The 15,548-nt window shown below is 40.4% G+C and carries 14 protein-coding genes and 2 tRNA genes; 2 read left to right on the top strand and 14 right to left on the bottom strand.

Annotated features, from left to right (window positions below; genetic code table 11):
• Positions 1–161: 161 nt before the first annotated feature.
• From infB to rlmE, 10 genes are all read right to left on the bottom strand, one after another.
• Positions 162–2,852: a translation initiation factor IF-2 gene (gene infB / locus LDL57_RS01380; RefSeq protein WP_225506831.1), complete on the bottom strand. Its 2,691-nt coding sequence runs from the start codon at positions 2,850–2,852 to the stop codon at positions 162–164.
• A gap of 21 nt (positions 2,853–2,873) precedes the next feature.
• Positions 2,874–4,388, bottom strand: a complete 1,515-nt coding sequence (gene nusA / locus LDL57_RS01375) for a transcription termination factor NusA (RefSeq protein WP_180558503.1) — start codon at positions 4,386–4,388, stop codon at positions 2,874–2,876.
• A 23-nt stretch (positions 4,389–4,411) separates the two neighbouring features.
• Complete coding sequence (gene rimP, locus LDL57_RS01370) at positions 4,412–4,864, bottom strand: ribosome maturation factor RimP (RefSeq protein ID WP_225506827.1); 453 nt, start codon at positions 4,862–4,864, stop codon at positions 4,412–4,414.
• A 191-nt stretch (positions 4,865–5,055) separates the two neighbouring features.
• Positions 5,056–5,132, bottom strand: a tRNA-Met gene (locus LDL57_RS01365).
• Between the two features lie 59 nt (positions 5,133–5,191).
• Positions 5,192–5,281 (bottom strand) — tRNA-Leu (locus LDL57_RS01360).
• Positions 5,282–5,337: 56 nt separating this feature from the next.
• Positions 5,338–5,676: a preprotein translocase subunit SecG gene (secG, locus tag LDL57_RS01355; RefSeq protein ID WP_180558505.1), complete on the bottom strand. Its 339-nt coding sequence runs from the start codon at positions 5,674–5,676 to the stop codon at positions 5,338–5,340.
• A 241-nt stretch (positions 5,677–5,917) separates the two neighbouring features.
• Positions 5,918–7,255 carry a phosphoglucosamine mutase gene (gene glmM, locus LDL57_RS01350; RefSeq protein WP_180558506.1) on the bottom strand — a complete coding sequence of 446 codons (1,338 nt, stop codon included), beginning with the start codon at positions 7,253–7,255 and terminating at the stop codon, positions 5,918–5,920.
• Positions 7,248–8,096, bottom strand: coding sequence for a dihydropteroate synthase (folP, locus tag LDL57_RS01345; protein ID WP_180558507.1), 849 nt, complete (start codon positions 8,094–8,096; stop codon positions 7,248–7,250). The genes glmM and folP overlap by 8 nt, the downstream gene beginning before the upstream one ends.
• Before the next feature lie 84 nt (positions 8,097–8,180).
• Complete coding sequence (gene ftsH, locus LDL57_RS01340; protein ID WP_180558508.1) at positions 8,181–10,127, bottom strand: ATP-dependent zinc metalloprotease FtsH; 1,947 nt, start codon at positions 10,125–10,127, stop codon at positions 8,181–8,183.
• A 59-nt stretch (positions 10,128–10,186) separates the two neighbouring features.
• Positions 10,187–10,816 carry a 23S rRNA (uridine(2552)-2'-O)-methyltransferase RlmE gene (gene rlmE / locus LDL57_RS01335; RefSeq protein WP_180558509.1) on the bottom strand — a complete coding sequence of 210 codons (630 nt, stop codon included), beginning with the start codon at positions 10,814–10,816 and terminating at the stop codon, positions 10,187–10,189.
• Between the two features lie 133 nt (positions 10,817–10,949).
• Between rlmE and yhbY the strand changes: the two genes are divergently transcribed.
• Positions 10,950–11,243, top strand: a complete 294-nt coding sequence (yhbY, locus tag LDL57_RS01330; protein ID WP_180558510.1) for a ribosome assembly RNA-binding protein YhbY — start codon at positions 10,950–10,952, stop codon at positions 11,241–11,243.
• A 113-nt stretch (positions 11,244–11,356) separates the two neighbouring features.
• Here yhbY and greA read toward each other — a convergent pair whose 3' ends face one another.
• Positions 11,357–11,833, bottom strand: coding sequence for a transcription elongation factor GreA (gene greA, locus LDL57_RS01325; protein ID WP_026821834.1), 477 nt, complete (start codon positions 11,831–11,833; stop codon positions 11,357–11,359).
• Between the two features lie 281 nt (positions 11,834–12,114).
• On the opposite strand from greA, the gene dacB reads away from it, so the two are divergent.
• Entirely contained in the window at positions 12,115–13,545 is a 1,431-nt protein-coding gene (gene dacB / locus LDL57_RS01320) for a serine-type D-Ala-D-Ala carboxypeptidase (RefSeq protein WP_310740173.1), read from the top strand.
• Positions 13,546–13,595: 50 nt separating this feature from the next.
• On the opposite strand, the gene cgtA is transcribed toward dacB, so the two are convergent.
• From cgtA to rplU, 3 genes are all read right to left on the bottom strand, one after another.
• Positions 13,596–14,762: an Obg family GTPase CgtA gene (gene cgtA / locus LDL57_RS01315; protein ID WP_180558512.1), complete on the bottom strand. Its 1,167-nt coding sequence runs from the start codon at positions 14,760–14,762 to the stop codon at positions 13,596–13,598.
• A 133-nt stretch (positions 14,763–14,895) separates the two neighbouring features.
• A complete protein-coding gene (gene rpmA, locus LDL57_RS01310; RefSeq protein WP_180558513.1) occupies positions 14,896–15,153 on the bottom strand; it encodes a 50S ribosomal protein L27 in 258 nt (85 codons plus the stop codon).
• A 19-nt stretch (positions 15,154–15,172) separates the two neighbouring features.
• Positions 15,173–15,481 (bottom strand): 50S ribosomal protein L21, encoded by a 309-nt coding sequence (gene rplU, locus LDL57_RS01305; protein ID WP_026821838.1) that lies wholly within the window; start codon positions 15,479–15,481, stop codon positions 15,173–15,175.
• Positions 15,482–15,548: the final 67 nt, after the last annotated feature.

The following is a 15,548-nucleotide window of genomic DNA, read 5'->3' as shown; positions in this document are numbered from 1 at the left end:
AATAAATAATAACTGTTAAACATTATTTATCATCATAAGAATTAATGCCACCGCAACTTTCGATAACCAATATGCACTATTTGAATGCTTATCTATAACTCTTTAGTTAAAAGGCCATAACTGATGTTATGGCCTTTTAATAAGCAACAGTAAAGGAGGTATTAATTATCAATAGAACGTTTCACTTCAATGACTTCAAATACCTCTATCATATCACCAACACGGACATCATTGTAATTATTCACACCAATACCACATTCCATACCATTGCGAACTTCGTTAACATCATCTTTAAAGCGACGTAATGATTCTAATTCACCTTCATAAATAACCACATTATCCCGTAATACACGGATAGGGTTATTACGCTTAATTATACCTTCAACAACCATACAACCAGCAATTGCACCAAATTTAGGTGATTTAAAGACATCACGCACTTCCGCTAAGCCGATAATTTGCTGTTTATATTCAGGCGCCAACATACCACTCATCGCCTGTTTTATCTCATCAATAAGACTATAAATAACAGAGTAATAGCGCAGATCTAAATTTTCACTTTCAACGATACGTCTTGCTGCAGCATCGGCGCGGACATTAAAGCCAATGATAATCGCATTAGAAGCAGCAGCCAATGTAACATCCGTTTCTGTAATACCACCAACACCTGAACCAATAATTTTTACTTTCACTTCATCAGTTGACAGTTTTTGCAACGAATCAATTATAGCTTCACAACTACCTTGTACATCGGTTTTTAATACAATATTTAACTCAGAAATCTTACCATCTTCCATGTCAGCAAACATGTTTTCTAGTTTTGACTTCTGCTGGCGTGCCAATTTCACTTCCCGGAATTTACCTTGACGATAAAGTGCAACCTCACGCGCTTTCTTTTCATCACGGACAACCGTTGCTTCATCACCTGCTGAAGGTACATTTGATAAGCCCAGAATTTCAACCGGAATTGATGGCCCTGCAGACTGAATATCTTCACCTAATTCATTACGCATTGCACGAATACGGCCATACTCAAAACCACATAGGACAATATCACCTTTATTAAGAGTGCCTTCCTGAACTAAAATAGTCGCAACCGAACCACGCCCCTTATCCAAATAAGACTCGATAACAACACCACTTGCCATGCCGGTACGAACCGCTTTGAGTTCTAATACTTCAGCTTGCAATAAGATAGCTTCTAATAATTCATCAATACCTGTCCCTTTTTTGGCAGATACATTGATAAATTGGTTTTCACCACCCCACTCTTCAGCCACTATACCATATTGAGATAGCTCATTTTTAACGCGATCAGGATCAGCTTCGTGTTTATCAATTTTATTAACTGCAACAACAACGGGAACATTAGCGGCCTTAGCATGCTGAATAGCTTCTATCGTCTGGGGCATCACACCATCATCCGCTGCAACGACCAAAACAACAATATCAGTTGCTTTAGCACCACGAGCACGCATCGAAGTAAATGCAGCATGCCCTGGTGTATCTAAAAAGGTAATCATGCCTTTATCTGTTTCAACATGATAAGCACCTATGTGCTGTGTGATCCCGCCAGCTTCACCCGATGCCACTTTAGTCGAACGAATATAGTCAAGTAATGACGTTTTACCATGGTCAACATGCCCCATGATCGTTACAACTGGTGCTCGTGGTTCTGCGATTGCTTCACCAGTATCACGATCACTTAAAATTGCTTCTTCCAACTCATTTTCACGACGCAAGATGACTTTATGCCCCATCTCTTCTGCCACAAGTTGCGCTGTTTCTTGATCAACCACCTGATTGATGGTCACCATGGCGCCCATTTTCATCATAGTCTTGACAACTTGGGAGCCTTTGACTGCCATCTTATTTGCTAATTCAGCAACCGAGATGGTTTCGCCAATAACAACATCACGGTTAATAACCGCAACTGGTTTTGTGAAACTTTGCTGTAATGAACTGGTTTTCTTCTGTTTACCTTTAGTTTTATTCGTACGACCAACCGCTCGCTCTTCTTCGCGATCAGCTTTCTCAGAATGTTTATTATTTTTTTTCTGCCGAGTAGCCTTTCCGCCTCGATTTCGGGCGCGACGGCCTTCTTCTTGGGCATCATTTTCGTCTTCTGCTTCACGAGCATGACGAGAAGTCGTGGTATGATAATCTACATTATCTTCTACTTCATCAGCACTACTCCAACTATTGGAGTTTTCCTCTGCCATACGTCGAGCTTCTTCAGCAACTCGTTTAGCTTCAGCTTCTACCTTACGTCGCATCTCTTCTTCAGCTTTCCGCTTGAGCTCTGCTGCTTCAGCTTCGCGACGCTGTTTTTCCGTATAAGTAGCCGAATCTTGATTCGATTTAGCCGTTTTTTGATTATTTTTACTTTGTTTCACTTTCTCTTTTTCCGCTGCTTCGCGCTTGGCTTTTTCAGCTGCTTCACGTTTCGCTTTTTTCTCTTCGGCTTCACGTTTTGCTTTTTTTTCTGCTTCGCGCTTTGCTTGCTCTTCAGCTTCATGCTTCACTTGCTCTTCAGCTTTCGTTTTTTCCAATGCATCGCGGTCAACATATGTGCGCTTTTTACGGACTTCAATATTGACTGATTTACTTTTTCCGCCCGTACTCGGAACACTTAGAGTGCTGCGAGTTTTTCGCTGTAGTGTTAATTTGCCAGTCTGGTTACCTGTAGTCCCATCTTCACGATTTAAGTATGCAAGTAAAGTTTCTTTTTCATTTTGAGTAACAGCGTCATTTTCAGTTTTCTTTATCCCGGCATCAGCAAACTGCTGTACCAGGCGTTCAACTGAAGTTTGAATCTCTGCTGCCAATGATTTTACAGTTTCATCTGCCATTCTGTTCCTTCCTGCTACAAATTATTTTGGATCGTTGCCAAACCAGCAAATATTGCGCGCAGCCATAATAATTTCACCAGCCTGTTCATCATTCAGCCCTTCTTCAATATCTCTCAGATCGTCGATCCCCTGTTCGGCAAGATCTTCCAATGTACAAATACCATGAGCAGCTAGGTTCATTGCTAAAGCATGATTCATACCTGGTAGATTTAACAGATCCTCAGTTGGCTGATTATCCCCCATACTCTCTTTTTGAGCCAATTCTAATGTCGTCAGCGCCGCTTTCGCTCTTTCACGCAAAACTTCAATCGTTGTCTCATCAAGACCTTCAATTTCTAATAGTTCGTTGATTGGTACATAAGCTAATTCTTCTAATGTAGAAAAACCCTCTTCAACGAGAGCAGTAGCGAATTCTTCATCAATATCAAGATGCTTAACAAAAGAATTAATAGATGCATGTGCCTCTGCTTGATGTTTAGCTTCAAGTTCTTCTGCAGTCATGACATTTAATTCCCATCTGTCATCTCCACGATGTTTTTTTAGTAATTGAGAAGCTAAGCGAACATTTTGTCCATTACGACCAATTGCCTGAGCCAAATTACTACTCTCAACGGCAACATCCATCGTACATTTATCTTCATCAACGACAATAGAAGCCACATCAGCTGGCGCCATCGCATTAATCACAAATTGTGCAGGATTATCATCCCACAGAACAATATCAATACGCTCACCACCAAGTTCACTTGATATTGCTTGCACCCTTGCACCACGCATGCCAACACAGGCGCCTACTGGATCAATACGTTTATCATTCGTTTTTACGGCAATTTTTGCCCGCGAGCCTGGGTCACGGGCAGCAGCTTTAATTTCAATAATTTCTTCACCTATTTCAGGTACTTCTATGCGAAATAATTCCACTAACATTTCAGGACGAGAACGACTAACAAATAGCTGAGCCCCACGCGCTTCTGGACGTACATCATATAATACACCACGCACACGGTCACCTGGACGAAAGTTTTCACGTGGTAACATATCTTCCCGCAAAATTACCGCTTCGGCATTATTTCCTAAATCTAATGTAATATTTTCACGATTTACTTTTTTTACTACCCCGGTAATGATTTCACCTTGCTGCTCACGAAATTGTTCGACAACCATCGCTCTCTCAGCTTCACGTACCTTTTGAACAATAACCTGTTTTGCAGTTTGAGTAGTAATGCGGTCAAACGTAACAGACTCTATTTGATCCTCTACATAATCGCCTAATTTAATCTCTGAGTCTTCAAATTTTGCCGCATCTAAGGTAATTTCACGTGTTGGCTGCGTTACTTCTTCAACTACTAACCAACGCCGAAATGTATCAAAATCTCCCGTTTTACGATCAATATTAACGCGAACATCAATCTCTTGTTCATATTTTTTCTTAGTAGCTGTTGCTAATGCGGTTTCAAGCGCTTCAAAGATTTTTTCGCGAGGAAGAGATTTTTCATTAGAAACCGCTTCCACAACAGCCAGAATTTCTTTATTCATCCTAGTTGCCTCATTGAACTTTATTAAAAGTGGGGTACCAGGTTAGCTTTCTGGATGTTTTTTAGTGCAAACACTTCGTCCTTGCCATCCACAGTAACCGTAATCATTTCGTCATTAACAGCTTTAATTATACCTTGCCATTTACGACGGTTCTGCATTGCTATTCTTAATATTAAATTCACTTCTTTACCAATAAAACGCTGATAGTGTGCAACAGTAAAGAGTGGACGCTCAAGTCCTGGTGAAGATATCTCCAGGTTATAGAGCACTGAGATCGGATCTTCAACATCCAGTACTGCACTGACCTGGTGGCTAACATCGGCACAATCATCAACAGTAACACCATGTTCATTATCAATATAAACGCGTAATGTCGAAACACGTGCTCGAATAAACTCCAGCCCAACAAATTCAAAACCTAACGCTTCTACCGGCACTGAAATCATCGATGTTAATTTTTGCTCTAATGTGGACAAACCCCACCCCCAGACATAAAAAAAGGGCTAAAAGCCCAGTAATTCTGTTTTAAATAACAAAAAACCCCGAAACCCGGGGCTTTATGCAACTGGACCCTATACACTGCCAGTAGGTTTAACCCCTGACTCAGCACTCTTCCAAACGAAAAATAATTCAACGAGACGCCTGAAATAGATCATATGCTAAGAAGTGGTTGCGGGAGCCGGATTTGAACCGACGACCTTCGGGTTATGAGCCCGACGAGCTACCAAGCTGCTCCATCCCGCGTTCGAAAACTTCGCAAATTTTACGCTGATAATATACGAAACGCAAGTTATCTTTTAAAATGGTGCCGAGGACGGGACTTGAACCCGTACGCCTGTTTTATAGGCACTACCACCTCAAGGTAGCGTGTATACCAATTTCACCACCTCGGCACACCAGTAAGACAATTTTTTGCCAAAACCGCCTCACTACACAAACTGTTGTTTAATTAATGAGGAATATCACTTGTTGGTGCAACAGGCGCGGTAGGTACTCCAACTGGTTTCTCAACTTTAACCGGTTCACCAATGTTTTCCCATTTGCTTCCAGTCACACTTTTATTGGAAGTTAAATTCCCTAAAATTAAACTGATAACAAAGAATAATGTTGCAAAGATAGCCGTCATCCGCGTCATAAAATTACCTGACCCTGATGAACCAAATAATGTTGCAGAAGCGCCAGCACCGAATGAAGCTCCCATATCAGCACCTTTCCCTTGTTGCCGCATGACCATAGCAATCAGCACAATTGAGACTAACAAAAAGATAACCAAAAGGGTTATGTACATAGCTAACTACCTATTTAACAATAAAGTTTGGGAAAACCTATCTATTGCAGCTCGCTCCTTACGTCGTTACTCTAAGGAGCGGTTTTGAATACTAACCAAAGCTTAGCTGACAAGCAAGATTATTTTTATTTCATTGTACTATTTGTAGAAAAAAACAACAAAAGTCGTTACCTGAAGTCAGCGGGTAAAAAATAACACAATACTTATACAACCATATGATTTTTTCTAAAAATATTATGATCTATTTTACTTGCTTAACCACTTCGGCAATACGATTAGCCATTGCAGTAACCTGTTTTTCATTCTCACCTTCTACCATAATACGAATTAAAGGCTCGGTTCCTGATTTACGTAATAAAACCCGTCCTCTACCTGCTAGGTCATTTTCCACTTGTTTTACCACATTTAAAACATCTTCTGTAACCAATGGATTATGGCTACCAGAAAAACGCACATTTACCAATACTTGAGGCATCAATTTCACCTCTCGGCAAAGATCATAAAGACTGGTATTATTACGGATCATGGCACTTAGAACTTGTAAACCAGCGATAATACCATCACCTGTTGTTGTTTTATCTAACAATATAATGTGACCTGAATTTTCAGCACCAAGCCGCCATCCTTGTTCTTGTAATTTTTCGAGAACATAACGATCGCCGACTTTTGCCCGGATAAAAGGTATATCCAACTGTTGCAAGGCTAATTCCAATCCCATATTACTCATTAAAGTGCCAACAACACCACCATGCAATTGACCTTGTCGAAGTGCATCACGAGCAATAATATAAAGAATTTGATCGCCATCAATTCTATTGCCCCGATGATCAACCATTATTAGCCGATCACCATCACCATCAAACGCAAGGCCAATATCCGCTTTTTCAGCTACCACACGTTTTTGCAATAGCACGACGTCAGTCGCCCCACAGCCTTGATTAATATTCAGTCCATTTGGTTCACAGCCAATTGCGATGACTTCCGCGCCAAGCTCAGTTAATACATTCGGCGCAATATGATATGTTGCACCATTAGCACAATCTAAAACTATTTTTAAACCACTTAGACTTTGGTCACTCGGAAACGTCCCTTTGCAAAATTCTATATAACGCCCAGCAGCATCAACAATACGACTTGCTCGTCCTAATTCGGCAGACTCTACACAAGTAAGAGGCTTCTCCATCTCAGCTTCTATTGCTTCTTCTACGTCATCAGGTAACTTAGTGCCATCAATCGAAAAGAATTTAATACCATTATCATAATAGGGATTATGAGAAGCAGAAATGACAATACCCGCCTCAGCACGGTATGTGCGTGTTAAATAAGCAATTGCTGGTGTCGGCATAGGACCTGTAAATGCAGCAGATAGTCCAGCTGCTGCAAGACCCGCTTCTAAAGATGACTCCAACATATAACCTGAAATGCGTGTATCTTTACCTATGATTATTTTACGAGAACCATGCCGCGCTAAAACCTTACCCGCTGCCCAACCCAATTTCAAAACAAAATCAGGGGTAATTGGGTTTTCTCCTACTTTGCCACGAATACCATCGGTGCCAAAATATTTGCGCTTACTCATAATCATCTGTTTCCTTTACTGAAAGGGTTGCTTGAACAATATTCATAGCCTGTACAGTTTCTTTTACATCATGCGCACGAATAATCTGTGCTCCCTGCATAGCTGCGATAACAGCGCATGCAATACTGCCAATAAGCCGTTCCTCTAGTGGCACATCTAATAATTCACCAATCATAGATTTACGTGACATACCAACTAGCAGCGGCACTTCTAGAGCATGAAATTCATTCAATTTCGCTAATAATTGATAATTATGCGCCAAATTTTTACCAAAACCGAAACCTGGATCAATAATCAAACGATTTTTCGCAATGCCTGCCGCTTCACAGCGGTCAATTTTATCTGATAAATACTGTTTTACTTCTGCAACCACATTTTTATAAACGGGTGTTTGTTGCATTGTCTTAGGTTGACCTAACATATGCATAATACAGATAGGTAACCCTGTTTCAGCTGCGGCTTCTAATGCACCCGGCTCATGTAACGACCGAACATCATTAATAATATGCGCACCGGCTCTGGCTGCCTCTGTCATGACAACAGCTTTCGATGTATCAACAGAAACCCAAACCTCAAAACGATCAGTTACGGCTTCAATTATTGGGATAACCCGGTCAAGTTCTTGCTGTAAAGTCACTTCACTAGCACCCGGGCGGGTTGATTCACCACCAATATCGATAATTGCCGCACCATGGTCAACCATACTAGCTGCATGCTTGAGCGCATAGTCGTAACGATTGTATATACCACCATCAGAAAAAGAGTCTGGAGTAACATTTAATATTCCCATAACAATAGGACGATTAAGATCAAGCTCTATTTTTCGGGCAGTAATTTTCATAATCACCTTACTCAACCAAACAAAACCCCAGGCTATCCTGGGGTTTTAATTATTAATTCATTTCACATAGAAAACCGATGAGCATTAACGATTCTCTGTGTTACTACCATTATCATTTCCATTCACACTATCTTCACCCTGAGCGGCAGAAATATTCTTTTCTGGCTCGCCTTGTGATGAGGATGTTGCAGTAGGATTACTACTATCATTATCATCCCAGCCAGCTGGCGCTCTAACTGGACGGCGATTCATTAAATCATCTATTTGAGGTGCATCAATGGTTTCATATTTCATTAATGCATCCTTCATCGCATGCAGGATATCCATGTGATCATTCAAAATCTGACGAGCTCGTTTATAATTACGATCAATAATTGCCTTAATCTCTTCATCAATTGCTCGCGCAGTTTCGTCTGACATATGATTCGCCTTAGCAACCGAACGGCCTAGGAAAACCTCACCCTCTTCCTCTGCATAGAGCAATGGCCCTAATTTCTCAGAAAAACCCCATTGCGTCACCATATTACGAGCAAGATTAGTTGCTACTTTAATATCGTTTGAGGCACCAGTAGATACCTTTTCTGAACCGTAAATAATTTCTTCCGCTAACCTACCACCATAAAGGGTGGAAATTTGACTTTCTAGCTTTTGCCGGCTCGCACTAATTTGATCGCCTTCTGGCAAGAAGAATGTAACACCTAACGCACGACCACGCGGGATAATTGTCACTTTGTGAACAGGATCATGCTCTGGAACAATCCGGCCTATAATTGCATGACCAGCCTCATGATAAGCAGTAGATTCTTTTTGTTCTTCTGTCATGACCATAGAGCGACGTTCAGCACCCATCATGATCTTGTCTTTTGCCTTTTCAAATTCCACCATAGTGACAACACGCTTATTGCCGCGCGCCGCAAAAAGGGCAGCTTCATTAACTAAATTAGCTAAATCAGCACCAGAAAAACCAGGGGTGCCTCGTGCCAATACCGAAGCATCAACACTAGGATCTAAAGGTACACGGCGCATATGAACTTTCAAAATCTGTTCACGACCACGTACATCAGGTAGACCCACAACAACCTGCCGATCAAAACGTCCAGGACGCAATAATGCCGGATCTAACACATCGGGACGGTTGGTAGCAGCAATAACAATAATACCTTCATTACCTTCAAATCCATCCATCTCTACCAGCATCTGGTTAAGAGTCTGTTCACGTTCATCGTGCCCTCCTCCCAAACCGGCACCACGTTGGCGGCCAACAGCATCTATTTCGTCAATAAAAATGATACAAGGCGCTGCTTTCTTGGCTTGCTCAAACATATCACGTACGCGAGAAGCACCAACACCAACGAACATTTCTACAAAATCTGAACCGGAGATAGTAAAAAAGGGAACCTTTGCTTCACCAGCAATGGCTTTTGCCAACAAGGTTTTACCTGTTCCCGGTGGTCCTACCATCAAAATTCCCTTAGGAATTTTACCACCTAATTTTTGAAAACGTCCAGGTTCACGCAAATATTCAACTAACTCACCCACTTCTTCTTTCGCTTCATCACAACCGGCAACATCAGCAAAAGTTGTTTTAATTTGATCTTCTGTCAGCATGCGAGCCTTACTCTTACCAAAGGACATAGCACCTTTGCCACCTCCTCCTTGCATCTGACGCATAAAAAAGATCCAAACCCCAATCAGTAATAACATTGGGAACCAGGAAATGAAAATAGTTGCTAAGAAACTTTGCTCTTGAGGTGGTTCACCAATGACGGTGACATGTCTTTCAAGCAAGGTATCCAACAATCTTGGATCCTCTCTCACTGGAATATAAGTCGTATAACGACTGTTATCCGTTTTCTTAACACTAATTTCACGATCAGAAATACGCACTTCACGTATCTGATCCTGAGTTAACTCATTCATAAAGGTAGAATAATCCACCCTGCGACTATTCGAATCGCTAGGACCAAAACTCTGGAATAGAGACATCAGGACTACCGCAATGACTACCCAGAGAATCAGGTTTTTCGCCATGTCACTCAAGGGATGAACCTCTTCATTACAACTATGTTAAATAAATAACGTACAGGGTACTATATTTTGCGTCCTGTCGCTACAATGTACACTTCACGTGAACGTGACCGCGAAGCATCTGGTTTACGAATTTTAACTTTTAAAAATAGAGAGCGAATTTCCCTCAGATATTCATCAAAGCCTTCTCCCTGAAATACTTTAACAATAAAACTTCCGCCGGAAGCCAGTACATCACGACACATATCCAACGCTAGCTCAACCAGATACATGGAGCGAGGAATATCGACTGCAGGGGTCCCACTCATATTGGGAGCCATATCCGACATAACGACCTGGACTTTTTTATCTCCAACGCGTTCAAGCAATGCCTTTAATATCTGCTCATCTCGAAAATCTCCTTGCAAGAAATCAACACCAACGATGGGATCCATTAGCAATAAATCACATGCAATAACCCGCCCCGTCTGGCCAACTTTACTTGCTGCATATTGAGACCAACCGCCAGGCGCTGCACCTAAATCAACAACGGTCATACCAGGTTTAAATATTTTATCACTCTGCTGGATCTCATCCAATTTAAACCATGCGCGTGAGCGAAACCCTTTTTTTTGTGCTTGAAGAACGTATTTATCACTAAAATGTTCCTGCAACCAACGACTAGAGCTTGCTGAACGCTTTTTATTAGCCATTGTTTTTCCAACTATACTTATAAAATAACATCTATCTTTGCCATTTCGATATACCAAAATTATAGAATTTATGGTGATAATTAAAAGATGGCGGTAGAATGTACCGTTTTCAATCCCACTAAAGCAAAAAACAATGACTCTTAATAAAAAGCAAATACAATATCTAAAAAGCCTTGCTCATCATCTAAACCCTGTTGTAATGATAGGTAACAATGGTTTAACTGAAGGTGTTTTAGCTGAAATAGAACAATCTTTTTCATATCATGAACTTATCAAAATCAAAATAGCGAGTGAAGACCGTGAGACCAAAAATTTGATAGCAAACGCTATTGTTAGAGAAACCGATGCTATCAATGTGCAAATTATTGGTAAAATCTTGATACTCTATCGTCCTTCTGAAACACACAAGATTATTTTACCTAAATAAGTCTTCTACATTTATACAAAAATGCCATCTCACTGCAGGGTAAAAAAGGCCATATTGGCCTCTTTTACTTTAAAATTAACTCAAGAATATAACGCTTTAAGATAAAATGAAAATCAAATATATTCCACTTTCAAAATTTCATATTCAACTTCACCGCCAGGGGTGGTGATAACTGCCACATCATCCATAGTCTTACCGATCAAACCTCGTGCTATTGGTGAATTAACAGAAATGAGATTTTCTTTGATATCAGCTTCATCATCACCCACAATACGATAAATCTGATCTTCATTTGTGGTTACATTAAATACCGTGACTGTTGCACCAAATATTACACGACCCTCATTTTTCATTTTTGTTACATCAATAACTTGCGCATGAGACAATTTAGCCTCAATTTCTTGGATACGCCCTTCGCAAAACCCTTGCTGCTCACGCGCTGCATGATATTCTGCATTTTCTTTCAAATCACCATGTTCACGTGCTTCTGCAATAGCAGCAATAATTTCAGGACGGCGGATATTCTTTAAAAATTCTAACTCTTTACGCAACTTTTCTGCGCCACGTACCGTCATTGGAATCTGTTTCATTAATAAATGCCTCTGATTCTTTCCTAAATAAAAATTAAATATCTTCCTGATTTTTCTGTCATTAAAGCAAATTAGCACTTCTGACAAAACAACATTCTAGGCAAACAAAAAAGGGGTAAACCTTGTTAACTATTAATTTGCGACTTTATTATTCTATCATTTAATTAACCATTCTAACGCACACTTAATGCTAGGTCACCGTTTACTTTTTTCTGCATTACACTTTAGTATGTCTATTATGTCTACTTTTATATACTGCACTTATGGCTTTTTTAAAAAAAATGGGAAGATCATATTGGTTATTTAACCTACTTTTCATATTCAATCAGGCGCTATCAGCACCCATTGAAACCTATATCAATTATCTGCCCACAGGCACAAATCTCGCTTTTATCGCGCAAAAAGTGGGGAGTGATACGCCGTTGATCGATTACCATAGCCAACAAATGGCGCTGCCTGCAAGTACTCAAAAAATTATTACCGCATTAGCCGCCTTACTTCAATTAGGTAGCGATTATCAATTTGTCACCTATTTCGAAACCGAAGGAAAAATTATCGGTCATCGTTTAAAAGGTGATTTGGTTGTACGCTTCACTGGTGATCCAACCTTAACACGCCAACAAATTCGCAATATGGTAGCTGAATTAAAGCAGCTAGGCATTGAGCAAATTGATGGCGACTTAATTATTGATATATCAGCCTTCGCTGGCCAAGATAAGGCTCCTGGGTGGGTATGGAATGATATGACACAATGTTTTAGTGCTCCACAAAGCGCTGCGATTATCGATAAAAACTGTTTCTCAGTCACTTTACATAGTGGTCAAAAACCTGGCGATATTGCTTATATCCATACTGCCCCTTTTTACCCTGTTAATATGTTCAGCCAAGTTATTACGCTAGCAAAAGGTTCTACTGATGCACGTTATTGTGCATTAGATGTTATACCAGGAGAACTAAACCGTTATATACTAACTGGTTGCTTAATTCAACGCACTGAACCGTTACCATTAGCATTTGCCATTCAAAATGGCGCAAGCTATGCAGGAGCCATAATAAAAACTAGCCTGACAAATGCCCAGATTGCGATTACTGGGCACATTAAACGGCGCCATATGCCTACCATAGCAGGAAATATCCTAGCTACAACAAAATCTAAGCCATTACATCATTTGCTAACAATAATGTTAAAAAAATCTGATAATATGATAGCTGATGCGATCTTTAGAACCATAGGCCGTGAATATTATGGTGTCCCTGGCACCTGGTCTTCTGGCTCCGATGCTATCCGCCAGATTTTAAAACAAAAAGCCAATATTAACTTAGCTAATACAATTATGGTAGATGGTTCAGGGCTATCTCGTCACAATTTAATTACACCAGCGGCTATGATGTCTATTTTGCAATATATTGCTAAACATGATGGTCAACTAAACTTTATTGCTATGTTACCCTTAGCAGGCCATGACGGCACTCTACGTTATCGTGGCGGCTTAGACAATGCCGGAGTTAATGGTAAGGTCTCAGCTAAAACCGGTGCTTTGCAAGGAGTATATAATCTCGTCGGCTTCATTACTGCACAAAGTGGTCAGCGTATCGCTTTCGTACAGTTTATTTCAGCTTATAGCTTACCGCCAGCACAATATAATAGTCGCCGTATTCCACTTGTCCGTTTTGAGGGCCATCTCTACAAAGATCTTTATCGTAATAACTAAAAAAACAAAAGGGTATCTACTCGATACCCGCTAAAAATAATTCGTATTAATTAACGCTTATAAATGAAGTCGATTCCCTCTTCATCGTCTTCATCCCAATCGTCATCATCTAGATCCGTTTTATTATCAAATAGTTGCTCTTTATGATAATCATCCCACATAAATTCAGCTTTATCTGATCCGTTACTATTATCTAGTGATATATTTTGCGGATGGGCTTGCATAAATGTCATAATATCCCAACAAAGTGCTTTAACGCCTAGCTGATTTACCGCAGAAATCTGATAATACTTATCTTGCCATTTTAAAGTTTCAATAATAGCTTTTGCACGATCATTTGCCTCTTCAGTAGTCAAAAGATCAACTTTGTTAAACACTAACCACCGCGGTTTTTGGGCTAACTTTTCACTATATTTTTCCAGTTCGGCATCAATTATTTTGACATTCTCAACCGGATCAGAACCATCAATAGGGCAAATATCAATAAGGTGTAGAAGTATCGTGCAGCGTTCCAAATGCTTTAAGAAACGAATGCCAAGACCTGCACCTTCTGCTGCTCCCTCAATTAAACCAGGAATATCTGCAATAACAAAGCTTTGCTCACTATCCACACGTACTACCCCCAAACTCGGTACCAATGTAGTAAAGGGATAATCAGCAACTTTGGGTTTTGCTGCAGAAACTGAACGAATGAAAGTCGATTTACCTGCATTTGGCATACCTAACATGCCTACATCAGCAAGTAACATCAATTCAAGTAGCAACTCTCTTGTTTCTCCTTTCGTTCCCATCGTTTTTTGACGAGGCGCACGGTTGACTGATGATTTAAATCGAGTATTACCTAAACCATGAAATCCACCTTTTGCAACCATTAAGCGCTGCCCGTGACGCGTCATATCACCGACGATTTCACTGGTTGAAAAATCGCGTATCCGTGTACCAACTGGCACTTTAATGGTGTTATCTTGACCACGTTTACCTGTACAATCACGACTTTGACCATTCTGTCCTCGTTCAGCTCGAAAGATGGTTTCAAATCGATAATCAATTAACGTATTAAGATTTTCATCAGCCAACAGATAGACATCTCCACCATCTCCACCATCTCCACCATCAGGCCCACCCTTAGGAATATATTTTTCACGGCGGAAGCTAACGCAACCATTGCCACCATCGCCAGCTATAACTAATATTTTGGCTTCATCAACAAATTTCATTATCTTTTCTCCGCATACTAGACATTATATGCTAGATGGTAGTTTTACTCAGAGATGGTATTACATAAGGTAATATAAAAAGCCCCGCATATTTGCAGGGCTTTTTTAAACTCTATTTAAAGATCAAAAAAACTTATTCAGCTTCAATACTGACATATTTACGATTTTTTGGTCCTTTAATTTCAAATTTAACTTTTCCGTCAGCCAATGCAAATAGGGTATGATCGCGACCACAACCAACATTAATACCAGCATGGAATTTAGTACCACGCTGACGAACAATAATGCTACCTGCCAATACAGATTCACCACCAAAACGTTTTACACCTAGGCGTTTTGCTTCGGAATCGCGACCATTACGCGTTGAGCCGCCAGCCTTTTTATGTGCCATTAATCTGCTCTCCTAATTCTTAAGCAATACCAGTGATCTTAACATCAGTAAACCACTGACGGTGGCCCTGTTGTTTACGGCTATGTTTACGGCGACGAAATTTAACAATTTTAATTTTCTCACCGCGACCATGCGCAATAACTTCAGCTTTAACTTTGATGCCTTCAACGACAGGCGCACCGATTTTAATATCATCACCGTCGGCGATCATCAATACTTGATCGAACTCAACAGTTTCACCTGTCGCAATGTCTAGCTTTTCCAGGCGAACTGTTTGGCCTTCGCTGACTCGGTGTTGTTTACCACCACTTTGGAAAACCGCGTACATATAAACTCCGCTTAACACACTCCCTTAGCATATTTGATTCAGAGTGCGTTTTATAAATATTCACAAT

The sequence above is a fragment of the Arsenophonus apicola genome, from assembly GCF_020268605.1.
Taxonomy (GTDB): Bacteria; Pseudomonadota; Gammaproteobacteria; order Enterobacterales; family Enterobacteriaceae; genus Arsenophonus; species Arsenophonus apicola.
This window is presented reverse-complemented; position numbering and strand designations above follow the sequence as displayed.

What these genes read in the sequence shown, in the direction of transcription:
- infB (WP_225506831.1), bottom strand. Translation starts at nt 2,852, where the DNA reads ATGGCAGATGAAACTGTAAAATCATTGGCAGCAGAGATTCAAACTTCA.
- nusA (WP_180558503.1), bottom strand. Translation starts at nt 4,388, where the DNA reads ATGAATAAAGAAATTCTGGCTGTTGTGGAAGCGGTTTCTAATGAAAAA.
- secG (WP_180558505.1), bottom strand. Translation starts at nt 5,676, where the DNA reads ATGTACATAACCCTTTTGGTTATCTTTTTGTTAGTCTCAATTGTGCTG.
- glmM (WP_180558506.1), bottom strand. Translation starts at nt 7,255, where the DNA reads ATGAGTAAGCGCAAATATTTTGGCACCGATGGTATTCGTGGCAAAGTA.
- folP (WP_180558507.1), bottom strand. Translation starts at nt 8,096, where the DNA reads ATGAAAATTACTGCCCGAAAAATAGAGCTTGATCTTAATCGTCCTATT.
- ftsH (WP_180558508.1), bottom strand. Translation starts at nt 10,127, where the DNA reads ATGGCGAAAAACCTGATTCTCTGGGTAGTCATTGCGGTAGTCCTGATG.
- rlmE (WP_180558509.1), bottom strand. Translation starts at nt 10,816, where the DNA reads ATGGCTAATAAAAAGCGTTCAGCAAGCTCTAGTCGTTGGTTGCAGGAA.
- yhbY (WP_180558510.1), top strand. Translation starts at nt 10,950, where the DNA reads ATGACTCTTAATAAAAAGCAAATACAATATCTAAAAAGCCTTGCTCAT.
- greA (WP_026821834.1), bottom strand. Translation starts at nt 11,833, where the DNA reads ATGAAACAGATTCCAATGACGGTACGTGGCGCAGAAAAGTTGCGTAAA.
- dacB (WP_310740173.1), top strand. Translation starts at nt 12,115, where the DNA reads ATGGGAAGATCATATTGGTTATTTAACCTACTTTTCATATTCAATCAG.
- cgtA (WP_180558512.1), bottom strand. Translation starts at nt 14,762, where the DNA reads ATGAAATTTGTTGATGAAGCCAAAATATTAGTTATAGCTGGCGATGGT.
- rpmA (WP_180558513.1), bottom strand. Translation starts at nt 15,153, where the DNA reads ATGGCACATAAAAAGGCTGGCGGCTCAACGCGTAATGGTCGCGATTCC.
- rplU (WP_026821838.1), bottom strand. Translation starts at nt 15,481, where the DNA reads ATGTACGCGGTTTTCCAAAGTGGTGGTAAACAACACCGAGTCAGCGAA.